Source organism: Myxococcus sp. CA005, assembly GCF_006518205.1.
Lineage (GTDB): Bacteria > Myxococcota > Myxococcia > Myxococcales > Myxococcaceae > Myxococcus > Myxococcus xanthus.
Map to the genome: position 1 here is coordinate 22,866 of NZ_SRLV01000047.1, position 21,070 is coordinate 43,935.

14 protein-coding genes are annotated in these 21,070 nt (G+C 70.4%); 9 read left to right on the plus strand and 5 right to left on the minus strand.

Annotated features, from left to right (window positions below):
* Positions 1–7: 7 nt before the first annotated feature.
* Positions 8–1,093: a polyprenyl synthetase family protein gene (locus FMQ63_RS21140; protein WP_011551015.1), complete on the minus strand. Its 1,086-nt coding sequence runs from the start codon at positions 1,091–1,093 to the stop codon at positions 8–10.
* Between the two features lie 114 nt (positions 1,094–1,207).
* On the opposite strand from FMQ63_RS21140, the gene FMQ63_RS21145 reads away from it, so the two are divergent.
* From FMQ63_RS21145 to FMQ63_RS21165, 5 genes are all read left to right on the plus strand, one after another.
* On the plus strand, positions 1,208–1,771 hold the full coding sequence (locus tag FMQ63_RS21145) for a peroxiredoxin (RefSeq protein ID WP_171452302.1): 564 nt from the start codon (positions 1,208–1,210) through the stop codon (positions 1,769–1,771).
* Positions 1,768–2,673: a TIGR01777 family oxidoreductase gene (locus tag FMQ63_RS21150; RefSeq protein ID WP_020478150.1), complete on the plus strand. Its 906-nt coding sequence runs from the start codon at positions 1,768–1,770 to the stop codon at positions 2,671–2,673. Before FMQ63_RS21145 ends, FMQ63_RS21150 begins: the two co-directional genes overlap by 4 nt.
* A gap of 9 nt (positions 2,674–2,682) precedes the next feature.
* Positions 2,683–3,768, plus strand: a complete 1,086-nt coding sequence (locus tag FMQ63_RS21155) for an alpha/beta hydrolase-fold protein (protein ID WP_011551012.1) — start codon at positions 2,683–2,685, stop codon at positions 3,766–3,768.
* A 140-nt stretch (positions 3,769–3,908) separates the two neighbouring features.
* Positions 3,909–4,502: a hypothetical protein gene (locus FMQ63_RS21160; RefSeq protein ID WP_225909748.1), complete on the plus strand. Its 594-nt coding sequence runs from the start codon at positions 3,909–3,911 to the stop codon at positions 4,500–4,502.
* A 20-nt stretch (positions 4,503–4,522) separates the two neighbouring features.
* Entirely contained in the window at positions 4,523–4,687 is a 165-nt protein-coding gene (locus tag FMQ63_RS21165; protein WP_153881074.1) for a hypothetical protein, read from the plus strand.
* A gap of 19 nt (positions 4,688–4,706) precedes the next feature.
* On the opposite strand, the gene FMQ63_RS21170 is transcribed toward FMQ63_RS21165, so the two are convergent.
* The gene (locus FMQ63_RS21170; RefSeq protein WP_225909747.1) at positions 4,707–9,080 is read right to left on the minus strand and encodes a chromosome condensation regulator RCC1; all 4,374 of its coding nucleotides are present in this window, start codon (positions 9,078–9,080) and stop codon (positions 4,707–4,709) included.
* A gap of 310 nt (positions 9,081–9,390) precedes the next feature.
* Between FMQ63_RS21170 and FMQ63_RS21175 the strand changes: the two genes are divergently transcribed.
* Positions 9,391–10,788 carry a metallophosphoesterase gene (locus FMQ63_RS21175; RefSeq protein ID WP_011551009.1) on the plus strand — a complete coding sequence of 466 codons (1,398 nt, stop codon included), beginning with the start codon at positions 9,391–9,393 and terminating at the stop codon, positions 10,786–10,788.
* Positions 10,789–10,863: 75 nt separating this feature from the next.
* Entirely contained in the window at positions 10,864–11,469 is a 606-nt protein-coding gene (locus FMQ63_RS21180) for a TetR/AcrR family transcriptional regulator (RefSeq protein WP_228556461.1), read from the plus strand.
* A 176-nt stretch (positions 11,470–11,645) separates the two neighbouring features.
* Here FMQ63_RS21180 and FMQ63_RS21185 read toward each other — a convergent pair whose 3' ends face one another.
* The gene (locus FMQ63_RS21185) at positions 11,646–16,298 is read right to left on the minus strand and encodes an amidohydrolase family protein (protein ID WP_011551007.1); all 4,653 of its coding nucleotides are present in this window, start codon (positions 16,296–16,298) and stop codon (positions 11,646–11,648) included.
* Between the two features lie 139 nt (positions 16,299–16,437).
* Here FMQ63_RS21185 and FMQ63_RS21190 point away from each other — a divergent pair, with 139 nt between their 5' ends.
* Complete coding sequence (locus FMQ63_RS21190) at positions 16,438–17,289, plus strand: RimK family alpha-L-glutamate ligase (protein WP_026113877.1); 852 nt, start codon at positions 16,438–16,440, stop codon at positions 17,287–17,289.
* Between the two features lie 7 nt (positions 17,290–17,296).
* Here FMQ63_RS21190 and FMQ63_RS21195 read toward each other — a convergent pair whose 3' ends face one another.
* Positions 17,297–18,721 carry an esterase family protein gene (locus FMQ63_RS21195; protein ID WP_011551005.1) on the minus strand — a complete coding sequence of 475 codons (1,425 nt, stop codon included), beginning with the start codon at positions 18,719–18,721 and terminating at the stop codon, positions 17,297–17,299.
* Between the two features lie 183 nt (positions 18,722–18,904).
* Here FMQ63_RS21195 and FMQ63_RS21200 point away from each other — a divergent pair, with 183 nt between their 5' ends.
* Complete coding sequence (locus tag FMQ63_RS21200) at positions 18,905–19,441, plus strand: FHA domain-containing protein (protein WP_026113876.1); 537 nt, start codon at positions 18,905–18,907, stop codon at positions 19,439–19,441.
* A 41-nt stretch (positions 19,442–19,482) separates the two neighbouring features.
* Here FMQ63_RS21200 and FMQ63_RS21205 read toward each other — a convergent pair whose 3' ends face one another.
* Positions 19,483–20,976: a serine/threonine-protein kinase gene (locus FMQ63_RS21205; RefSeq protein ID WP_011551003.1), complete on the minus strand. Its 1,494-nt coding sequence runs from the start codon at positions 20,974–20,976 to the stop codon at positions 19,483–19,485.
* Positions 20,977–21,070: the final 94 nt, after the last annotated feature.

The window sequence follows — 21,070 nt, forward strand, 5'->3', positions numbered from 1 at the left end:
GGCGTCCTCAGGCGGCGCGGTGGGCCAGCCGGGCGATGAGCGCGTCGAGCAGCTCTCTCACACCGTTGGGATTGGGCAGCGACTGCAACGAGCGGCGGGCGGCCCTGGAGGCACGCACCACCATGCGCTCACACGCGGCCCGGCCTCCGCAGGACTCCACCAGCGCGCGGGCCCGCGCCAGCGCGGCGGCGTCCTTCTGCTCCACCGGCAGCGCCCACAGCGCCTCCAGCTCCGTGCGCTCGGCCTCGGTGGCGCGCGCGAAGGCGGCCAGCACTGGAAAGGTTCGCTTGCCTTGGAGGAAGTCGCCGTCAGCGGCCTTGCCAGCGACGTTCGAATCACCAAAAAGGCCCAGCAAATCGTCCCGAAGCTGGTAGGCAAGACCGACGTGACGGCCCACGCGCTCCAACTCCTCCACCAAGCCGCTGCTGGCACCGCCGAGCATGGCCCCGCACACCAGCGGGGCGCAGAAGCCGTAGCGCGCCGTCTTGAGATGCGCCACGCGCAGCGTCTGGAAGAGCGTCACCTCCGCCAGCGGCGCGCGGCCCAGGTCCAGGTCCAGGTACTGCCCGGCCGCCGTGTGACGGCACACGCCCAGGTAGTACTGCACCACGCCCGCGACGCACGTCAGCCCCGAGCCCAGCATGACCTCCAGGGCGCGCGCGAAGAGGTGGTCCCCCACCACCACGGCCAGGTCCTCGCCCGCGCGTCCTGGCGCCAGCATCCGGTGGAGGGGCGCGGCGCCCCGCCGCAGCTCCGCCTGATCCGCCACGTCGTCATGGATGAGGAGGAAGGTGTGCAGCAGCTCCAGCCCCGCGGCGAAGCGCCACAACCCGGAGGGCACCACCGCGCTCCCACGCGCCAGGCAGTGTCCGGCCATCACCAGCGCGGGGCGGAGCCGCTTGGCGGGCCGCAAGGTATACGCCCGGGCCTGCGTCAGTGCCTGTGTCCAACGAACGTCCAGGCCGGCCTCGTCGGGGAGCTCGAACAACTCCGCCAGCGAGGTCTCCACCTCCGTCTGGACCAGTTGCAGCCAGGCCTGCTCCAGAGGAAGCAGGCCCGTCGGCGGCTGCGCATCGGGAAGCGTGAGTGCCATGCTTCTTTCCTCCGAAGAACCCGTTCCTTTGTTTCCTAGAGGTAGCGTTTGCGTCCAGAGCTTGTCAAGGGTATGTCTAAGGTTTGCGATAACCTTGTACACAGAGGTCCCCTCATGAAGGCGTGGATCGCAGGTGCGCTCTCCATCTCTCTGGCAGCGGGAAGCGCCCTGGGCGCGGCGCCGGCCCCGGAGCCGGTGGACGCGACGTTACGCACCTCCGCGGGAAAGGAGGTCCGGCTCTCCAAGTGGCGCGGAAAGCCGGTCATCCTGTTCTATGAGGACAAGGACTCGACCAAGCTCAATTCGACCCTGAAGAAGGAGCTGTTCGCCCGGGGGCAGGAGCGCGGAATCCTGGACGCGGCCTGGGTGCTGGCGGTCGCAAACCTTCAGAATTTCGACTTTTTTCCGGCCCGGCAGATTGCCCTCTCCTTCGTCCGGGACGAGGAGAAGAAGGTGGGCGTGCCTATCCTGGTGGATATGGATGGAGCACTGGGAAAGGCGCCGTGGAAGCTGCCGCTGAAAACGTCCAACATCGTGCTGCTGGACGCCGAAGGGGCCCTGGTCTACCGGCACTCCGGCCGGATGAAGCCGGATGAGCTGATGACCTTCTTCGCCGTCCTGAGCCGCCTGGTGGGCGTGGACCTGAACAGCCCGGCGCCCTCGGAGCCCTCCCCGTGAAGGTGGCCGTCACCGGTGCGACCGGCTTCCTGGGTCCAGGGCTTGTCCAAGGTTTGCTGGAGCGTGGACACCAGGTCCACGTCCTGGCCCGGAACGTTGAACACGCCCTGGCCCGCCTGCCCGCCGGCGTGACGGGGGCGCCCTTTACCGCCGGCTCGTCCCTGCCCCCGGAGGCGCTGGCGGACGCGGAGGCCGTCGTGCACCTGGCGGGCGAGCCGGTGGCCCAGCGCTGGACGCACGAAGGCAAGCACCGCATCCACGACAGCCGGGTGCTGGGCACGCGCGCGCTGGTGGCGGCGATGCGGGGCGCGGGCACGGTGCGGCGCTTCGTATCGGCGTCCGCCATTGGCTACTACGGCGGCACGCGCGGCGCGGATCCACTGACGGAGGAGAGCCCTCCGGGTGACGACTTCCTGGCCCGCGTGTGCGTGGACTGGGAGGCGGAGGCGATGCAGGCGCGCGAGTCCAGCATCCCCACGGCGGTGGTGCGCATGGGCGTGGTGCTGCACCCGGAGGGGGGCGCCCTCCACAAGATGCTGCCCCCCTTCCGCGTGGGCGCTGGCGGCCCGGTGGGCAGCGGCGAGCAATTCGTAAGCTGGGTGCACCGCGAGGACGCCAGGGATTTGCTCCTCTTCCTGCTGGCCCATCCCCAGGTGGAGGGCATGGTGAACGCCACCGCGCCCACGCCGGTGACGAACGCCTTCTTCGCGCACACGCTGGGCCACGTTCTGGGCCGGCCGTCCCTGGTGCGGATGCCCGCGTTCATGCTCAAGGCGGCGCTGGGAGAGATGGCGAAGGTGGTGCTGGAGGGCCAGCGCGTGCTGCCCCAGCGCGCCCATGAGGCGGGCTTCGTATTCCGGTACCCGGAGTTGGAGGGCGCGCTGCGCGACCTGCTGGCCTAGGGTGCGCGGATGGACGCGAAGACACTGGAGGCGCGGGCCCGCGCCGAGGGAACGCCCGTCATCGAATCGGACACCGCCACCTTCGTGTGGCGAGGCCGGGGCCCCATCTGCCTCCAAGGTGACTTCCAGGACTGGCGCGGCAAGCCGCTGCCCTTCAAGCGCGTGGCGCCCGGACTGTGGGCTCGCACGCTGACGCTGCCCGCGGATGCCTACGTCGAATACGCGCTGGAGGACCCGCGCGGCCAGCGCGTGGAGGACCCGCTCAACCGCCACCCTTCCGACAACGGCTTTGGCGGCATCAACCACTCGTTCCACATGCCCCAGGCCCGCTCGTCCCTGCCCGCCCGGCACCCGCGCGGCGCGCCTCGGGGCCGCGTCACCCGGCACGTGGTGGACACAGGAGACGTGGACCTGCCGGGCCAACGCCGGGTGTACCTGTACGCGCCGCCCACGGACGCGTCGGTGCCCTTGGTGGTGGTGTACGACGGCGAGGACTATCTGCGCCGCGTCCGCCTGCCGGAGCTGGTGGACACCCTGGTGGCCGAAGGCCGCATGCGCCCGGTGGCCCTGGCGCTCGTGTGCAACGGCGGTGAGACACGCAGCATGGAGTACGCCTGCAGCGAGTACACGGTGGGGCTGTTGAAGTGGAAGGTGCTGCCGCTGGCGCGACAGAAACTGTCGCTAGTGGACGAGCGGCGCAGCCCCGGTGCCCACGCGGTGCTGGGGGCCTCGCTGGGCGGGTTGATGGCGCTCTACACCGGCCTGCGCATGCCGGACGTCTTCGGCCGGGTGCTGTCGCAGTCCGGGGCCTTCGCGGTGGAGGGCCATGACTTCGTCGTCTTCGACCTGGCGCGGCCCCCACCCCGCCGCCCGCTGGACATCTGGCTGGACTGCGGCCGCTTTGAAGGCTTGCTGGAGGGCAACCGCCGCATCGCTCCCGTACTCTCAGAAGCCGGGCATCAGGTGGAACTTCGGGAGTACAGCGGTGGGCACAACTACCCTGCGTGGCGTGAGGACCTGGTACACGGCCTGGAGCGCCACTTCCCTCCCCCGCCCGCCAAGCGCCGGGAGTCATTGCGTTTTTCCGGGCGGTGACGCGGGCGCGCCCGCCGTGCGGGGACACTCCGGCGGACGCACGTTAGAGGTGGGACGCAACTGGAGACACACCGCGCCCGATAACCTACATGGGAATTCCCGGAGCTCTGTCCGCACCGGGCCCCATCCCTGGAGCCCCCATGTCTCGCATTGATGGTGGTAACCGCCCGTCCTCGCCCAAGGGCCCGGCGCATGAGCGCGCCAGCGCTCCGGAGCAGCGGCCGGCCTCCGGCACCGCCACCCAGGGGACGAAGGGCGTCCAGGCACACCGCACGGTGCAGACGTTCCAGGGCCGCAGCGACTTCGAGCCCGACCGGCGTCCCGCCCAGCGCGCCGTGACGGCGCCGCCTCCGGACGCCACCGCCATCGCGGGTGCTGACGCGGAGTTGGAGCTGCTTTCCGAGTTTCCCGACCAGGCGGATGCCCAGGGCGGGCTCGCCTCCGCCATGCTGCACGCGCACGCGAACGAGCCCGCCTCGCAGGCCCGCATCGTCGAGCGCCTGAAGCAGGACGGCCGCCTGGAGTCGCTCTTCGGCGAGGTGTTCCGCGAGGGCAATCCCTATGTCGAGCAGCCGCACCGCAACGCCGTCGTGCGCGCGCTGGGGACCGCCATGGCGCGGGGCACGGTGACGTCCGACGACCTGCGCGCCTTCGCTCGCGGCGCCTATGCGCAGGAGTGGCGGCAGATCGGCTCCGAGCTGACGACGCCCCGCCCGCTCACGGAGAAGCCATAGCGCACGCGCCGGATGCACCCATGAAAGCTCTTCGTCGACGCACCCCCGGCGCGGGCCGCAGGAAAACCATCAGCCGACGCTTCCGCTCGGCCCGGCGCGCGCATGGCACGTACCGGGCCCGGCTCAGGACGCGCCCGCCCAAGAAGTACCGGGTGCGGCTGCGGACCGCCCGCCGCACCCTCTGAACAGGCCCTGCTGCCCGGCTCAGGGCAGCGCCACCTGCCCGGGTGACGAGCGGTGCCCCGTGGCGCCCAGGCCCAACGAGCCGTAGAGGCTGGAGCCCCAGCTCAGCACCGTGCCGTCGCGCTTCATGGCCAGGGAGAAATCCGCCCCGCCCGACACCACGGTGACGTCCGACAGCTCCCGCACGCGCAGGGGCTCCGTCCGGTTCGTGTTGTCCCCCAGCCCCAGTTGGCCGTGCGAATTGCGTCCCCACGTCCACACCGTGCCCTTGAGCGCCACGGCGAACGTGTGGCGAGCCCCCGCGCCCACGGCGGACACCGAGGACAGGTTCGGCACCGGCCGGGGCACCAGGCGCATCCGCGTGCCGCTGGCGCCGTCCCCCAGCTGACCGAACGCGTTGTCGCCCCACGTCCACACGGTGCCGTCGCCCCGCAGCGCCACCGTGTGCGTCGCGCCCGCGCGCACGTCCACCACGCCGTCCACGCCCTTCACCGCCACGCGCGAATAGCGGGTGGTGCCTGTGCCGTCTCCCAACTGGCCCGACGCGTTGTTGCCCCACGCGGACAGGGTGCCGTCCGAGTGCAGCGCTAGCGAGTAGTGGTCTCCGCCCGCCACGGCCACCACGCCCTCCAGCCCCTCCACCCGGGTGGGCAGGGAGCGCGACTCCGCGGTGCCGTCACCCAGTTGGCCGAACGCGTTGTAGCCCCACGTCCACACCGAGCCGTCCGAGCACACCGCCAGCGCGTGGTAGCCCCCCGAGCCAATGGCCACCACATCCCCCAGCCCGGCCACCTGCACCGGCCTGGTGCGCGGAGTGGACGTGCCATCCCCGAGCTGACCGAAGCCATTGGCGCCCCACGCCCAGACGGTGCCGTCACTGAGCAGCGCCAGCGAGTGCCAGGCGCCCGAGGACACGGCCACCACGCTCGCCAATCCATACACCGTCAAGGGCACCGCGCGTCGCGTGGTGGTGCCGTCTCCCAGTTGGCCGAACGTGTTGTCGCCCCACGTCTGCACGGTGCCGTCTGACATCTGCACCACCGCGTGCTGGCCCCAGGCGCGCACGGTGCGCACGGGCGGGCGGATTTTCGGTCCTTCGATTTTCACCGCCATCGGCGTCAGCTGCGGGCCCGTCTTCCCATCACCGAGCTGGCCGTACTCGTTGCTGCCCCAGGCGCGGGCGGTACCGTCCAGCAGCACGGCCACGGTGAACTGCTCTCCCGCGGCCACCGCCTCCACGCCTCGCAGCTCCGGCACCTGCCGGGGCCACATCCCCGTCGGCGAGGACGAGCCATCTCCCAACTGCCCCAGCGTGTTGTCGCCCCACGTCCACACCGTGCCGTCGGCGCTCAGCGCCACCACGTGGTGGGCCCCCGCAGACATGGCGCGGATGCCCTTCAAGGAGGTCACCTGATTCGGCACGCTCCGCGCGTGGTTGGTGCCATCGCCCAACTGGCCGGACGGGTTCGTGCCCCAGGCCCACGCGGTGCCGTCGTCGCGCACCGCCACCGAGAAGGCACGTCCGGCCGCCACGGACGCCACACGCTCCAGCCCCTTCACACGCACCGGCGTCAGGCTCGGCGCGGTGCCACCATCTCCCAGTTGGCCCGAGCCATTCGCGCCCCAGGCCCACAGCGCGCCGTCCTCGCCCACCGCCAGGGCATGCGTTTCGCCCACGGCCACGGCCACCGCGTTGGAGAGGTGCTCGACGTGGGCCGGCAGGGCGCGGTCCGTGAGGGTACCGTCACCCAGTTGGCCGCTGGCGTTGCCGCCCCAACTCCACACGGAGCCATCCGCGCGCAGCGCCACCGACGCGTCTCCACCCGCCGCCAGCGCCACCACGCCCCGAAGCCCCTCCACCAGTCCCGGCGTCACGCGCGGGGTGGTGGTGCCATCTCCCAACTGCCCCCGCGCGTTCGCGCCCCAAGCCCAGACGGTGCCGTCACACGCCAGCGCCAGCGAGTGCTGTATGCCACTGGCGACAGAGCGGACACAGGGCACGCCGGGCACGGACACCGGCCCCGTGCGGTGGGTGGAGGTGCCGTCGCCCAGTTGGCCCGAACCATTCTCGCCCCAGGCCATCACCGTGCCATCGGCGCGCACCATCAGCGTGTGCGCGCGGCCGACGGACAACCTGTCCACGCGGCCAATGCCACGCACCTGCACTGGCACGGCGCTCCAACCCGCGGCGCCCAGGCCCAACTGGCCGAAGCGGTTGTAGCCCCACCCGCGCAACGTCCCATCCGCGTGCAGCGCGAGCACGTGCAGGTGGCTGGGGTGGAGCGCCTGGATGCCAGTCAGGCCGGGGATGAGGGCGGGCCGCACGCGCGAGGTGAGCGTTCCGTCGCCGAGCTGGCCGTAACCGTTGTAGCCCCACGCGCGCACCGTGCCATCACCTTGCAACGCCATGGAGTGGGAGCGGCCACCGCTGACGGCGGTGATGCCCTGCAGTCCCGGCACCTGCACCGGACGGAAGCGGTCCGCCCAAGAGCCGTCCCCGAGCTGCCCTTCCCCATTGTCGCCCCAGGCCCACACCGTGCCGTCGCCGCGCACGGCCAGCGCATGCGCGGAGCCCGCCGCCACGCGGGTGATGTTCGCCAATCCCTCCACACGCACCGGACTCAGTCGCTGCACGCCACCGCCGTCCCCCAACTGTCCCTCGAAGCCCTCGCCCCACGTCCACACCGTGCCGTCGGACTGCAGGGCCATGGAGAAGTACGAACCGGCTGCCACCGCCACCACCGCACCGAGCCCCGACACTCGCACCGGCGTCAACCGGTCCACCGTCGTGCCGTCCCCCAACTGTCCCAGCGCGTTGTAGCCCCAGGCCCACACGCTGCCGTCGCTGCGCAGCGCCAGGACGTGACTGCCGCCCGCGGCCACCGCCGTCACCGACGTCAGGCCCGGCACCGCCACGGGCCGGGCGCGGTCGAGCGTGGTGCCATCCCCCAACTGTCCGGCGGCGTTGCGCCCCCACGCCCAGACCGTCCCATCCATGCCCACGGCGAGCGAATGGTGGGCGGCCGAGGCGACGCTGCGAACGCCGCCGAGCCCCTCCACGCGCACCGCGGCGTGGCGCTCGGCGGTGCTGCCATCACCCAACTGTCCATAGGTGTTGCGGCCCCAGGCCCAGACGGAGCCATCCCCCAGCGCGGCCAGGGAGTGGAAACTGCCCGTCGCCATCGACGTCACGCCCGCCAGGCGCATCACCGGAGCGGGCACCACGTGGCGCTCGGAGCCGCCGTGGCCCAGTTGGCCCGACAGGCCTCCGCCCCAGGCCCAGAGCGTGCCGTCTTTTCGCAGGACCAGCGCGTGCTGCGCGCCGCCCACCACCGAGGCCACCGCATTCAGCCCCGGCACCGGTCCCGGCGTGGCGCGGTCGGTGGTGTCTCCATCGCCCAGTTGGCCGGAGCCATTGGCACCCCACGCGAACACGGCGCCCGTGTCGAGCAGCGCCAGCGAATCCGAGTCCATGGAAGCCACGGCCTTCACCCGCTCGAGCCCCGGCACCTGCATGGGTACGGCGCGGTCATTCCAAGTGCCATCACCGAGCTGTCCGGAGGCATTGCTACCCCACGTCCACACGCCGCCGTCCTTGCCCAGCGCCAGCGCGTGGTAGGTGCCCGCCCTCACCTCGGTGATGCCGCTGAGCTCGGAGACCTTCACGGGAGACAGGCGCTGGGTGGAGGTACCGTCACCCAGTTGGCCAGAGCCGTTGGAGCCCCACGCGCGCACCGTGCCGTCCTCCAGCACGGCCAGGGTGAAGTCGAAGCCCGCGGCGAGCGCGACCACGCCATTCAACCCGGGAACCTGTTCGGGCGTGAGCCCCGGCTGCGTGTGTCCCCGGCCGAGCTGTCCGTGGAAGTTCGTCCCCCACGCCCACACCGTGCCGTCCTCGCGCAGCGCCAACGAGTGGAAGTCTCCGGCGGCCACCGCCACCACGCTGTCCAGGCCGGCCACCCGCATCGGCGTCGCGCGATCGGTGGTGGTGCCATCACCGAGCTGCCCGGAGCTGTTGCCGCCCCACGTCCACACCGAGCCATCCGCGCCCAGTGCGAGCGAGTGGGCGTCTCCGGACACCACCGACACGATGTTCTCCAGCGCCGCCAGCCGCACTGGAGCCAGTCCCTGGAGGGACGTCTCCGCCCCGCCAAGCTGGCCGGAGCCATTGCCGCCCCAGGCCCACACGTCGCCTCCGGGTGACAGATACAGCGAGTGCTGGGTACCCGCGGCGATGCGCATCGGCGGGGCCGTGACGACCACTCGCTGGGTGCGCGTGGCGTGTGGAGTCTCCGGCTTGGCGAGCGCCCCCGAGGGCTCGCAGCCAACCATCAGCAAGGCGCTCAACAGGCACGTCAACAGGCGGCGCGTTCCCGCCATCATGTCAGGGGGCATGGGGGTCTCCTCGAGGAGGTGGTGCATGCGCGTCAGCCAGGCGGTTCGCCGTCACACACGCGGCGCCCCTTCAGTGGCTTTCGGGCAGGCCGGTGTATACGGCCAACACGCTGTCGCTTGTATCGCGAGAACGGCGCAGTCGCTCTCTTGGCTGCATGCTGCAATCGCATGCGACGTGGGTTCGGGTCGCGATTGCCCCAGCTGCGAACACCCCGCGCGGATTGATGCGATGTCCGTGTACGCGGTGTTCACATTTCTTCACGCGGATTGCATTGCAGCGCGTCGCGCACGGGTCAGGATGGCGCACTGCATGGACACCGCGCGCTTCATCCTCTTCGCCCTCGTCACCGGCATCGCCACGGTCGCCGTCCACGTCTACTTGTACCGGCGCCTCTTCACGGCCACGTCGGAGCACCGCGCATGGCGGCGCGTGGGCATGGGCGTCATGACGGTGCTGGGCACACTGCTAGTGCTGTCATGGTCGGTGACGCGCTTCCTTCCCATGGACTCCACCTTCGCCGTGGCCACGGCGGTGTGGACGTGGATGGGCATGGCCATCTACCTGTTGCTCGCGCTCGGAGTGTTGGGCGCGGTGCGCAAGGTGGCGGCGCGAATGCAGCGCTCAAGCGGCGAGCCGGCGGTGGTGGAGCTGCGCGGTGGCGAGACAGCCTCGGTGTCCCATGCGCATGCGGTGGATGGCTCGGCACAGGCTGGCGGCACGCTGGCGGCGACGGGCACGGAGTCCGTGTCAGTGACTCCGGAAGCCCTGGCGACCAGTGGACATGGCGCGGCGGCGACGCACGCCGAAGCTGCTCCGGTGGCGATGGCGGAAAGGCCCGGCGGCGCCACGTCCGAGGCTCCAGCACCGGTGGATGTGGAACGCCGACGCTTCCTTGCTCGGGCGACAGCCGGCGGAGCAGTGCTGGCCGCAGGTGGCGTGACGGGCTTCGGGATGTGGAGCGCCTTCCATCCGCCCGTGGTGAACGAGGTGGCGGTGAAGCTGCCGGGGCTGCCCAAGGCGCTGGATGGCTTCAGCATCGTCCACTTGAGTGACATCCACGTGGGGCCGGTCATCCGGCGCCGGTTCATGGACGAGCTGGTGCGCCGCTGCAACGCGTTGCGCTCCGACCTGGTGTGCATCACTGGCGACCTGGTGGACGGACACGTCGCGTCGCTGGCCCCAGCGGTCTCGGCGCTGTCCGAGCTGAAGTCACGCCACGGCACCTACTTCGTCACGGGAAACCACGAGTACTACTGGAGCGACGCTGCCTGGGCGGAAGCGCTGGAGCGTATGGATGTGCACGTTCTGCGCAACCGTCACGTGCGCATTGGCGACACGGCCGCGTCATTCGACCTGGTGGGTGTGGACGACTGGTCGGCGGGCAAGATGGGGTTCTCGCAAGGCTATGACCTGGCGGCGGCGACGGCGGGCCGGGATTCCGAGCGGGCCTCGGTGCTACTCGCGCATCAGCCGTCGAACTGGAAGGTGGCGGCGCGGGAAGGAATGGGCTTGCAGCTCTCCGGACACACACATGGGGGACAGTTCTTCCCCTTCACGCTGGCGGTCTCCGCCATCTGGGAGCACGACGCGGGCTTGTTTCACGAAGGAGACCGGCACCTGTATGTCAGCCGGGGAACAGGTTTCTGGGGTCCGCCGCTCCGCGTCGGAGCGCCGCCGGAGATCGTCCGGGTGACACTCCTGGCGTGATGCATAGATTCGGCGGGTATGGCCAGGGAACCCGCCCAACGAGAGCTGAAACAAGAGCGTGCCGCGCGCACGCGCATGGACATTCTGGAAGCGGCCATCCACCTCTTCGCGAGGCGAGGCTTCCTCGCCACGACGATGGCGGACTTATCCCGCGCCATCCGGATGACGCCCGGAGCGCTGTACTGGCACTTCCCCACCAAGGAAGACCTGCTGCTGGCTGCGATTGAGGAATTACACCAGCGCTGTCTGAGAGCCTTTCAGCTACCTGGAGACGACCGCGAGCTTCCGGCGCGGGAGCAATTCCAAGCCATCTGCGAGCGGACGCACCTCCTCCTTCGCGAGCACCGCGAATACGGAATCTTCTTCGCGATGCTCGCGGCCGAGGCCGCCGACTCCAATGACCAGGTAGCGGAGGCCATCCGAGACAAGCTGGCCCTCTACGCGACGACGCTGGAGCGCCTCATCCGTCACGGGCAGCAGATGGGGGAGTTCCGGCAGGACGTGGACGCACTCGCCGCCGCGCACAGCCTCCTGGGCGGGCTCCTGGGCATGCTCGTGCACCAGAACCTCTTCCGCGCCTCCGTGGATTACGACCCGCTGTACCGCGCCGTCATGCGGATACACCTGGCGGGACTCGTGCAGGCCACAGGCTTCGACTGCGTCAATGCCAGCCAGTCCTGACATCCCTGACGCGGCAACGCCAGCCAGCGCCCGGATACATGCCAGCTCAAAATGAAACGGGCGGAACCCCATGTCAGGGTTCCGCCCGCTTGAAGCCTTACGGAGACAGGGCCGGCACTTCAGCCCTGTCTCCATGATGCCTGACGGCTACGGCTGCTCCGCCGGGCTCAGCTCAACTACGGCGTCTTCGTGATGACGTTCGCCGCGCCAGGGGTGACGGTCGTGGTGAAGGAGAAGTCCGCCGCGTTCACGTCCGTGTCGGTCGAGTCCGCGTCCCGGCACAGCGAGCCCTGAGCGGTGTTGCTGTCCGCCAGGGTCTTCGTGTCCGCGTCACCCTCCCGCAGGTCGAACTTCGTGTCCGTCCCGGCGATGGTGGCGTTCACCACGTGCCCCTCGTAGGAGAGGGAGTCAATCAACGCATCCGTGGCCTCGTCGTACAGGGCCACCGCGTCCGGCTCACCGTTCTGGATGAAGTCGGTGGTCCCCCGCTGCAGCGTGTGCACGCCGGCACGCCCCGCGAGCGGCCCGACGACGGTGGCAGCGCCCACGACCAGATACTCCCGGGGTCCCAGGACGCCGCCGTTGACTTCCGCCAAGGCAATCTTCTGGTAGCTCGACATGTTGCTGCCGTTGACGAACACCAGGAACACGCTGCTCAGCGACGCGGGCGTAGAGGAGTTGTTGTAGATCTCCACGAACTCCAGCGAGTCACCCGCGCCGGGCATGTCGTAGTCCACCTCGTTGATGACCAGTCCGCCTTCCGCGGTCAGGATGACGGACACCTGAGCGGTCCGGTCCACCCCGCCGAAGCTCGCCGTGAGCAGCGCCTCCGCGGGGCTCGAGACCTCGTCCGCCGTGAAGGTGAAGGTCGCCGTCGTCGCATCCCGAGCCACCCGGACCGAGGCCGGAATGAGCCCGACGCCCGTCGCCGGCTCCAGCGTCAGCGCAACGTCCGTCTCGTCCGTCTGCGCCGGACGGTCCAGCGTCACCGTGAAGGTGAACGTCCGGCCCGTCAACACCGCTGCGGTGGACGGAGACAGCGCGCTGAGCACGGGCGGAGGCGGAAGCACCGTGAGCGCGGTGGTCTGGGTGATGCCGTACAGCGAGGCGTACACCGTGCCCGTGCCCTCGCCCTGCGCGTCCGCCGTGAAGGTGAAGGTCACCTCCGTGGCGCCCGCCGGAATCGTGGCCGAGGCCGGCACCGTGCCGTAGTTCTGCACGCCCGCCCCCGGCACCACCGCCAGCTCAACAACCGTGTCCTGCGCGGCCGCACGGTCCACCGTCAGGGTGAACGTCTGCGTCCCGCCCGCCGGAATCGTCACCGCCGAGGACGGCGACAGGGCCGTCAGCCGCGGCGCATTCTGGTCCAGCGTCACAGTGGCGCTCGCGCTGGTCGCACCGATGCTCGCCGTCACCGTGCCGGGCTCGGTGGCCGTGGCCGCCGCGTCCGTGATGAAGGAGAACACGGCCTCCGTGGCGTTCTCCGTCACGGTGAGCGTGCCGTTCGCCGGAACGAAGGTGCCGAAGCCCGTCGCCGGATTCACGCTCAGCGCCACAGTGGCGTTGGCGGGCGCCGGACGGTCCAGTTGCACGGTGAAGACCACCTCGCCGCCGGGCACCATCGTCACGTCACCCGGGGTGACGCCTACCACCTCGGGCTGCTCGTCGGCACCCAGCACCCGGATGGTGGCCGTCTGCGTGGAGCCGCCCAGCGTGGCCGTCAGCGTCACGCTCTGCGCGGGCGCCACCGCGTTCACCTGCACCGTCGCGGACGTCTGACCCGCGGGGATGGTGATGCGGCCGTCCTGCACGCTCAGCGCGCTCTCGTTGGAGGAGGTGATGACGACGTCGAGCGCCTCCGCGTAGGCGGACGACAGCGACAGCGTCAGCGCCTGCGGGAAGGTGTTCACCGGGCCCGTGCCACCCACGCGCGCATAGCCGTCCGGACCAAAGCCCGTCAGCGACGGCGGCGGCAGCGGCATGTCCGCCTGGAAGCGCGGCACCAGCTTGGAGTCATTGAAGTTGTACGTCAGCACGCCGCGCAGCGCGCCGAAGCGCGTGCCAATGGACGGGACCTGGAAGGCATAGGCCTGGTCGTCAATCATCAGACCCGGCTGACCGGCGTCACCCGCCTCGTTCACCAGGAACTGGCCGAACTCGTCCACCCCCGTGTTGACCGCCACGTCGCGGACCTCCACGAGCACACCTTCCAGCGCGGCGGCACGCGGGCCCCCGGTGCGAATGTCGGCCGTCGTCACCACCACCGGCGCGGGAACCTCGTTGCCGGAGCTGCGCTTGACGTACTTGACCTCGGTCAGCTCGGGCAGGCCGAAGTAGACGGTCAGCACGCCCGTGGTGATGTCGATGCGATCACCCGCGGCGAGGTCGCCCTTGGGCGAGTACACATAGAGACCGGAGTTATCCACGCTCGTGCCCGAAGGCAGCGGATACGTCTGCACCCAGTAGCCCTGGGAGCTCGCGCCGCCCTTCACCACACCGGTGACGACGACGTCCAGGATGGACACCGGCTTGCCCACCAGCGGCAGGCTGCCGCCCACGGGCGTCTTCAGCTCGTGAATGGTGGCGGGGCAGCCCAGGTCGCCCGGATTCGGAACGCTGGAGCACGCGTCACACGCATCACCCTTGCCGTCGCCGTCCGCGTCCGCCTGGTCCGGGTTGGCAACGAACGGGCAGTTGTCCAGCCACGTCACGATGCCGTCGTGGTCATCGTCGCCCACGGTGAACGACGTGCAGGCGTTACCCGCCTCCAGCGGGCAGGGGTCGCACGCGTCGCCAATCCCGTCGCCATCCGAGTCCGCCTGCTTGCCATTGTCCATGGGGCGGATGGGGTTGAAGATGGCAGGGCAGTTGTCGACGGAGTCCACCAGCCCGTCCCCGTCCTTGTCCGCGGCGCGAACCTCACCGGTGTAGCTGGTGGAGCTGTTCACGACGGCCGGCCAGCGCGAGTCCAGCGAGGCACGGCGGGGCGAGCACGTCGGCTCGTTCTCCGGCGTACCGCACGCGAACAGCGGGTACTTCGCCGTGGCGCCCGACGTCAGCGCCTCCAGGTTCTTGCCAATCTCGGACTGGAGGCAGACTTCCTTCGAGGCGCCGCACACGTCCAGCGTGTCGCAGGTGTCCGCGCCGCGGAGCCCGGCCATCAGCGCCTGGTCACCGTAGAGCGCCTTGCCACCCCGCATCGTGAGCACCACGTGCTCGGGGTTCGAGGTGATGACCGCGCGGTGCGGCGAGCGGGTGAAGGTCCGCAGCTGGAAGATGGCCAGGTCGGCCACCTTGCCCTCGGCGATGCGGCCCGTCTTCTCGAACGTGTCCACCAGGTCCGACGCGTTCGACGTCACCATGCGCCAGAGGTCCTCGTCGCTGAAGGTCCGCGCGTAGTGCGAGGTGTTGAGGTAGTCCGCGCACTGGAGCTCGCGCAGCAGGTTCATGGAGCCGGAGCGCAGCCAGTCGGTGCCCAGCGCGATGGTGACACCCTGGTTCTTGTAGGCCGACACCATGGCCGTATCGCCGTACAGCGAGATGTTCGAGCGGGGCGACCAGATAAGGCCGGTGCCGTTCTCCGCCATGACGCGAATCTCCTTCGCCGTCAGGCCGATGCCGTGGATGACGGCGGTGCGCGGCTGCATCACGTTGTTCGTGCCCGTGGACAGGCAGAGGAACTCGTTGAGCGCCGCCGCGGAGATACCCTCGGAGACGTGCGGCAGGTACGCGGCCGAGCGCGGCAGCGAGCTCGTGGACGGCATCGAGGTGTAGGTACAGCCCGAGGCAACCATGTTGCCATTGGTGTCGCCCAGCGGGAACGTGTCCGAGTTCACCACACCCTCGCCCAGGCCCTCCTGGAGCGCGGTGTTGTTCACGTCCACGTTGCGCAGCAGGCCAGCCTGGCCACCCGCGCCCGCCATGGAGGTGGCGCCCGCCATCATCTGCCGCAGCTCGCCCCAGCGAACGTTGTCCGCGGCGCTGGCCGCGGGGCTGTTGATGCGCGTGTGGCCGTTGCGGCCCGTGCGCCACTCGTGGCGGTGCTCGTAGCGCTCCTCGGTGCCGACGTACGGCTCCATCGGATACGTGATGTGCTCGTGCGGATTCACCAGGCCCGGGGAGATGACACCACCGGGGCAGGACACCTGCGTGGCATCGGCGGCGCCCGCCGCGGCGGAGCAGTCACAGGCGGCGCACTGGATGATGCCCTGCGCGTCCACCAGCACCTGGCCGCCCACCAGCGTCTCGCCGTCCTTCAGCACCACGCCCGTGAAGAGGCGCGCGGCGGAGCCCGGCTGCGTCACCGCGCAGGTGGCCCCGTCGGGAAGCGCGGGCGCGTTGGCCGCGGGGCATAGGGTCAGCGTCGGCGTGCAGTCCGCCTGACAGCCATCACCGTCCACCGTGTTGCCGTCGTCACAGACCTCTTCGCCTTCCAGCTTGCCGTTGCCACATACCGCGGCCGGCGCGGGCGTCCGCGTACAGTCGGACTCACAGCCGTCGCCGTCCACCTTGTTGCCGTCGTCGCACTGCTCGCCCTGCTCCACGGTGTTGTTGCCGCAGACCGCTTGCGGGTTGCAGCTCGCACCCTCACAGCCAGGCTCGTCGCCGCATCCGGCGTGGAAGAGGAGGACCGCGCCTAGCGCGGCGAGTAATAAACGTGGGGACATTCGCATCTCGTGGGTCTCCCGGCGGAGCCGGCCGGAGGGAAGGTGGCAGGTCCTTGGCACGCGAAGAGCGTACCCCTTGAAACATTTCAGCGACACCTGACCGCACAGGTCCAGTTCCCAAGCGTCCGCGCTCGCGAATGTGCCGTGGAGTACGCCGCTCACCTCACCTCAAGTACGGGGTGTTCAACGCCTACCTGTCGGACTGGCCCGCACCCTGCTCTTGACGCACCGCGAGAGCCCTGCGCGCAGGTGCCGCACGCGCTACAAGCCGCTGCACGTTTCAACACCGGGAGCCCGCGTCATGGACGTCGCCGTCCTCACCTTCGAAGGCCTGCCTCAACTCGATGCCTTTGACGCATCGCTGCTGCCCGCGCTCGCGGCCCTGGGCGTGGAGGCCCGGCCCGTCGTCTGGGATGACCCGGCCATGGACTGGAAGACGGTGCGGCTGGCCCTGGTGCGCAACACGTGGGACAGCCACCTGCGCCGCGACGCCTTCGTCGCCTGGGCGGACAAGGTGGGCCGCCTCACGCAGCTCCACAATCCCGCGCCCGTGCTGCGCTGGAACACGCACAAGCACTACCTGCGCGAACTAGAGGAGAAGGGCGTGTTGGTGACGCCCACCACCTGGGTGCGCAAGGGCGACACGCTCGATGTGGGCGAGCTGGCGCTCAGGCACAGCTGGGACGCGGTGGTGCTCAAGCCCGCCGTGTCCGCGGGAGCGCTCAAGACGCACGTCTTCCCACGCGCGGAGGCCCCCGCCGCCACCGCCCGGCTGGCCGAGCTGACCCGCGAGGGCGACGTCATGGTGCAGCCCTACCTCACCGCCTTCGAAACGGAGGGCGAGCGCAGCTACGTCTTCTTCGACGGCGTCCTCAGCCACGCGGTGCGCCGGCCCCCCACGCTGCTGGACGCACCGCGCGGCTTCTCCGAGCCCACCGCCTTCACGCCCGAGGACGCAGCCGAGCTGCGGCTGGCGGAGTCCGTGCTGGAAGCAGTGGGACGTCCCCTGCTCTACGCCCGCGTGGACGTGGCCACCGACAACGCGGGCCAGTCGCGGCTGCAAGAGCTGGAGGCCACCGAGCCGCGCCTGTTCCTGTCGCTCGACGCCGGGGCCGCGGACCGGCTGGCCCGCGCCATCGTCGCGAAGCTGTGAGGCCGGACTACAGGCCGCACACCGCCGGGGCCGCGTTGCGGAAGTTGCACAGCAGCTTCGGCAAGCGCCGCTTCCAGAAGGCCCAGTCGTGCTCGGCGCCGGGCTCGTTCCAGTGGGCCACGCCGTAGCCACGGCCGCGCAGCGCCTCCACGAACTCCAGGTTGGACTGGCAGTCGTCCCCACCCTCCTCGCCGTCCCGCGTGCAGCCCGCCACGGGCGAGCCGTGGTCCACGTAGAAGCGCACCGGCACCACCGGCTCCTGGCTCGCGCGGACAATCATCGCGTTGCCGTCGTCGCGGTCCACCACGCCGTCATGGGGCCAGAACAGCGTGCCGGACTGGGATCCCACGAAGCCGAACTTCTCCGGCATCTGGAAGCCCGCGTACACGGAGATGAGGCCGCCCAGCGACGCGCCCGCGATGCCCGTCTCCTGGGGGCCCGTCTTCACGCGGTAGGACGCCTCCACTCGCGGCATCAGGTCGTCGCGGATGAAGGCCAGGTAGTCATCCCCGCGCGGCGTGGGCCAGCCCGGCGCGCGCGCGGGCGGGAAGGTGTACTGCGCCAGGCGCACGGACTGGTCCGGCAGCGCCACGAAGACGAGCACCGCCGAGTCCGCCGGCCGCGCCGCGTAGTGCGAGTCCGCCGCTTCCGCGAAGGACTCGCGCGTCAGGCTCTCGTTGCCGTCGTGGAGGTACATCACCGGCAGGGACGGGCACTCCGGCCCGTCATACTCCGCCGGCGTGTAGACGAAGACGTCGCGCGCATCCCCCAACACCGTGGCGGGCACGCCGTACCACGCGGTGAGCCGGCCCTTCGCGGCGTCCTGGAGCTCCGGGTAGATGAGCGAGTTGAACCGCCCCACGTCGTGCCGGTTGAAGTCGTCCCACGCGACGTGGCGCGCGCCCGGGTCCGCGATGAAGTCGCCGTCCTTCACCAGCTTGTAGGGCTGCGGGCCGGTGCGCGGCACCTCCACCTCCGCCACGTACAGGTCGGTGTCCCTCACCTGCACCAGCGGCGTGGCCGTAGCGGACCATCCGTTGAAGTCGCCGGCGACGAAGGTGTCCCGGCCGGCCTCACCTCGCACGAAGAAGGCCACGCGAGGATGACCCGCCTTGACGTCACTCACCAGGGGCCGGCCGCCCTGCTCCTCCACCTCCGCCACGAAGCGGTCGATGGCCTCCGTGCGCTGCGCGGAGGACGTGGCGCGGCTCATCTCCAGTTGCAGCCGGGTGAGCAGCCTCATGGGCGCGTTGTGCACCGTCGTGCTCCGCTGGCAGGCCCAGGGCTCCTGGGTGCCCGCGTCCGGGCGCGTGCCGGCGTCCGGGTACGTCTCCGTGGAGGGAGGCGGCGGCGTGGGAGGCGGTGGGGAATCGTCTTCACAAGCCGCCAGCACGACGGCGGCGCAGAACACGGCGGCGAGCAGGCGACGCATCGAATCTTCCAGGAGGCGGGGATGCCTTGTCCGGGGGACAGGAGGCGGTCGCGGGTGTACTACAGGGGTCAGCCCGGGCGCGAGTGGGGCATCCCACCCGCATCTGGCCATTCGTTGACATCCCATGGCCCCCCACGCGCACCTTCTCGGGCCGCGACGGGGGAGGAAGGTTATTCAACCCGCATGGCTCGCGCACTGCTGCTCTCGCTGCTCGTGAGGCAGCACATGGCTCTCAAGGAGAAGTTTCGCGCCAAGTACCCACACCCATGGCTGGTGTGGGAGGCGGGCGCTTGGAATGTCCCCGAAGTGGTGGAGGGCAACGTGGCCGCCACGCGGCTGCCGCTGACGGACCTGCGGGACTGCCTGCCCGCTGGAGACGCCCTGTGCTTCGAACTGGTGGGCCAGACGGACGGCAGCCCGCTGCGGCTGGGCCGGGCCTCGAACAACGCGCTGGTCGTCAATGACGCCACCGTGTCGCGCGAGCAGCTCCACCTGTCCCCCACCCTGGAAGGACGCTGGACGGTGACACGCGTGGCCGCTTCCCGGACGGTGACGCTGGGCGGCACGGCCCTGGAGCCGGAGCAGCCCACCGTGCTCCAGCCCGGCGTGCAGCTTCACGTGGGTGATGTGCGCCTCACCTTCCACGCGGCGGAGGACTTCGACGAGCGCATTGGCCGCATCGCCGCTCAGGTGCTCGCCCAGACAGCGGCGCCCCGCTGAGCGCTCAGGCCCCGCCTCCCAGGGCGGGGCCACCGCGACACCTACTGCGCGACAGGGCGCTCGCGGCTCTTCTTGCCTGTGTCTCGCTGCGTCCCAGCCGCAGGCTTCTGCCGGGGCGAAGGCAGCGCCTTCACCAACGGCACCTCCAGCTCGGCGTGCTTGTCCAGGTCCACCATCCGCTCCAGCGGGGCATAGCCGGCCAGCTCCACGCGCAGGCGCAGCGGCGCGGCCTCACCAGACACCTGCTTCACCAGCGGCGTCACACCCAGCAGCTCGCCCGTGTCCAGGCGCAGCACCTGCGCGCCCTCCGGGAAGGAGCGCACCGTGAGCGTGACGGGCGGAAGCAGTTGGGGCGCGGCTGCGGGCCGGCCCACGACGTCGGCCACCTGGGCCACTGGAGCCTCGGCGGGGGCGGGCTCCGGCTGCATGCCGGACCAGGTGACCACCGCGGCCACCACCACCAACGCCGCGGTCCCCACCGTCACCACCGCCCGGCGGTGCCAGCGCCCCGTCACCGCCACCTGCACCTTGTGCGTGGGCCGCTCGGAGGCCTCCAGCGCCAGCTCGGCGGGCGCGGGCGTCAGCGCCTGGGCGGACGCGGGCAACAGGAGGAGCGACGTCGTCACCTCCGTCAGGCTCTGCGGCCGGGCCTCGGGCTCCTTCGACAGGCAGCGCATCACCAGCTCCGCCAGCTGCGGTGGAACGGGCTCGCCGGACGGCAGGTGCGAGGGCAACGGCGGCGGCGGCTGGGTGATGATCTGCACCACCAGATGGCCGAAGGCCGGCGCCTGGAAGGGCGGCTTGCCGGAGATGAGCTCGTAGAGGATGTTGCCCACCGCGTAGATGTCGGAGCGCGCATCCACCGGCAGGCCCGCGGCCTGCTCCGGCGCCATGTACGCGGGCGTCCCGATGATGGTGCCGTCCACCGTCCCGGTGGTGCTCCCCTCGGCGGTGAGCAACTTCGCCACACCGAAGTCCAACACCTTCACGAAGTCCGGCTGGCCCGCGCGGTGGATGACGAAGAGGTTGTCCGGCTTCACGTCCCGGTGCACCACGCCCACCTGGTGGGCCGCGCCGAGCGCCGCGCACACCTGCACCACGAAGCGCTGGATGCGCGCCAGCGTCAGCGGCTCCGCCTGCGCCAGCGAGCTCAGGCTCTGCCCGCGCAGCAGCTCCATCACGCAGTAGACGTGCCCGCCCATCGCGCTCTCGTCGACGAAGTCGAAAATCTCCACGATGTGCTCGTGGTTGATTTGATTGACGGTGCGGGCCTCCTGGAAGAAGCGCCGCACGAAGCCGCCGTCCCGCGCGTGCTCCGGCCGCAGGACCTTGAGCGCCACCTGGCGCCCCAGCCGCGTGTGCCGCGCCTGGAACACCCGGCCCATGGACCCTTCGCCCAGGAGTTGCTCCAACTGGTAGTTCCCCAGCGTGGAGCCCTCCTGGAGCTCCTCGTCACTGGCTCGGGGCCCCGCGTCACTCACGGGGGCCTCGGCACTGGACTGCATGGTCTGCATGAAGGCGTCATCGGAGCCCATGATGAGAAGAAATTTCCATGTCCGAGGCAAACAGCAACCCTGGATCTGCACTCTGTCTTCCCAGGGACGCCACCCACCCTCGGTGAGTGCGGGA

Coding starts and splice junctions, on each gene's coding strand:
- FMQ63_RS21140 (WP_011551015.1), bottom strand. CDS start 1,093: ATGGCACTCACGCTTCCCGATGCGCAGCCGCCGACGGGCCTGCTTCCT.
- FMQ63_RS21145 (WP_171452302.1), top strand. CDS start 1,208: ATGAAGGCGTGGATCGCAGGTGCGCTCTCCATCTCTCTGGCAGCGGGA.
- FMQ63_RS21155 (WP_011551012.1), top strand. CDS start 2,683: ATGGACGCGAAGACACTGGAGGCGCGGGCCCGCGCCGAGGGAACGCCC.
- FMQ63_RS21160 (WP_225909748.1), top strand. CDS start 3,909: ATGTCTCGCATTGATGGTGGTAACCGCCCGTCCTCGCCCAAGGGCCCG.
- FMQ63_RS21165 (WP_153881074.1), top strand. CDS start 4,523: ATGAAAGCTCTTCGTCGACGCACCCCCGGCGCGGGCCGCAGGAAAACC.
- FMQ63_RS21170 (WP_225909747.1), bottom strand. CDS start 9,080: ATGCCCCCTGACATGATGGCGGGAACGCGCCGCCTGTTGACGTGCCTG.
- FMQ63_RS21175 (WP_011551009.1), top strand. CDS start 9,391: ATGGACACCGCGCGCTTCATCCTCTTCGCCCTCGTCACCGGCATCGCC.
- FMQ63_RS21180 (WP_228556461.1), top strand. CDS start 10,864: ATGGACATTCTGGAAGCGGCCATCCACCTCTTCGCGAGGCGAGGCTTC.
- FMQ63_RS21190 (WP_026113877.1), top strand. CDS start 16,438: ATGGACGTCGCCGTCCTCACCTTCGAAGGCCTGCCTCAACTCGATGCC.
- FMQ63_RS21195 (WP_011551005.1), bottom strand. CDS start 18,721: ATGCGTCGCCTGCTCGCCGCCGTGTTCTGCGCCGCCGTCGTGCTGGCG.
- FMQ63_RS21200 (WP_026113876.1), top strand. CDS start 18,905: ATGGCTCGCGCACTGCTGCTCTCGCTGCTCGTGAGGCAGCACATGGCT.
- FMQ63_RS21205 (WP_011551003.1), bottom strand. CDS start 20,976: ATGGGCTCCGATGACGCCTTCATGCAGACCATGCAGTCCAGTGCCGAG.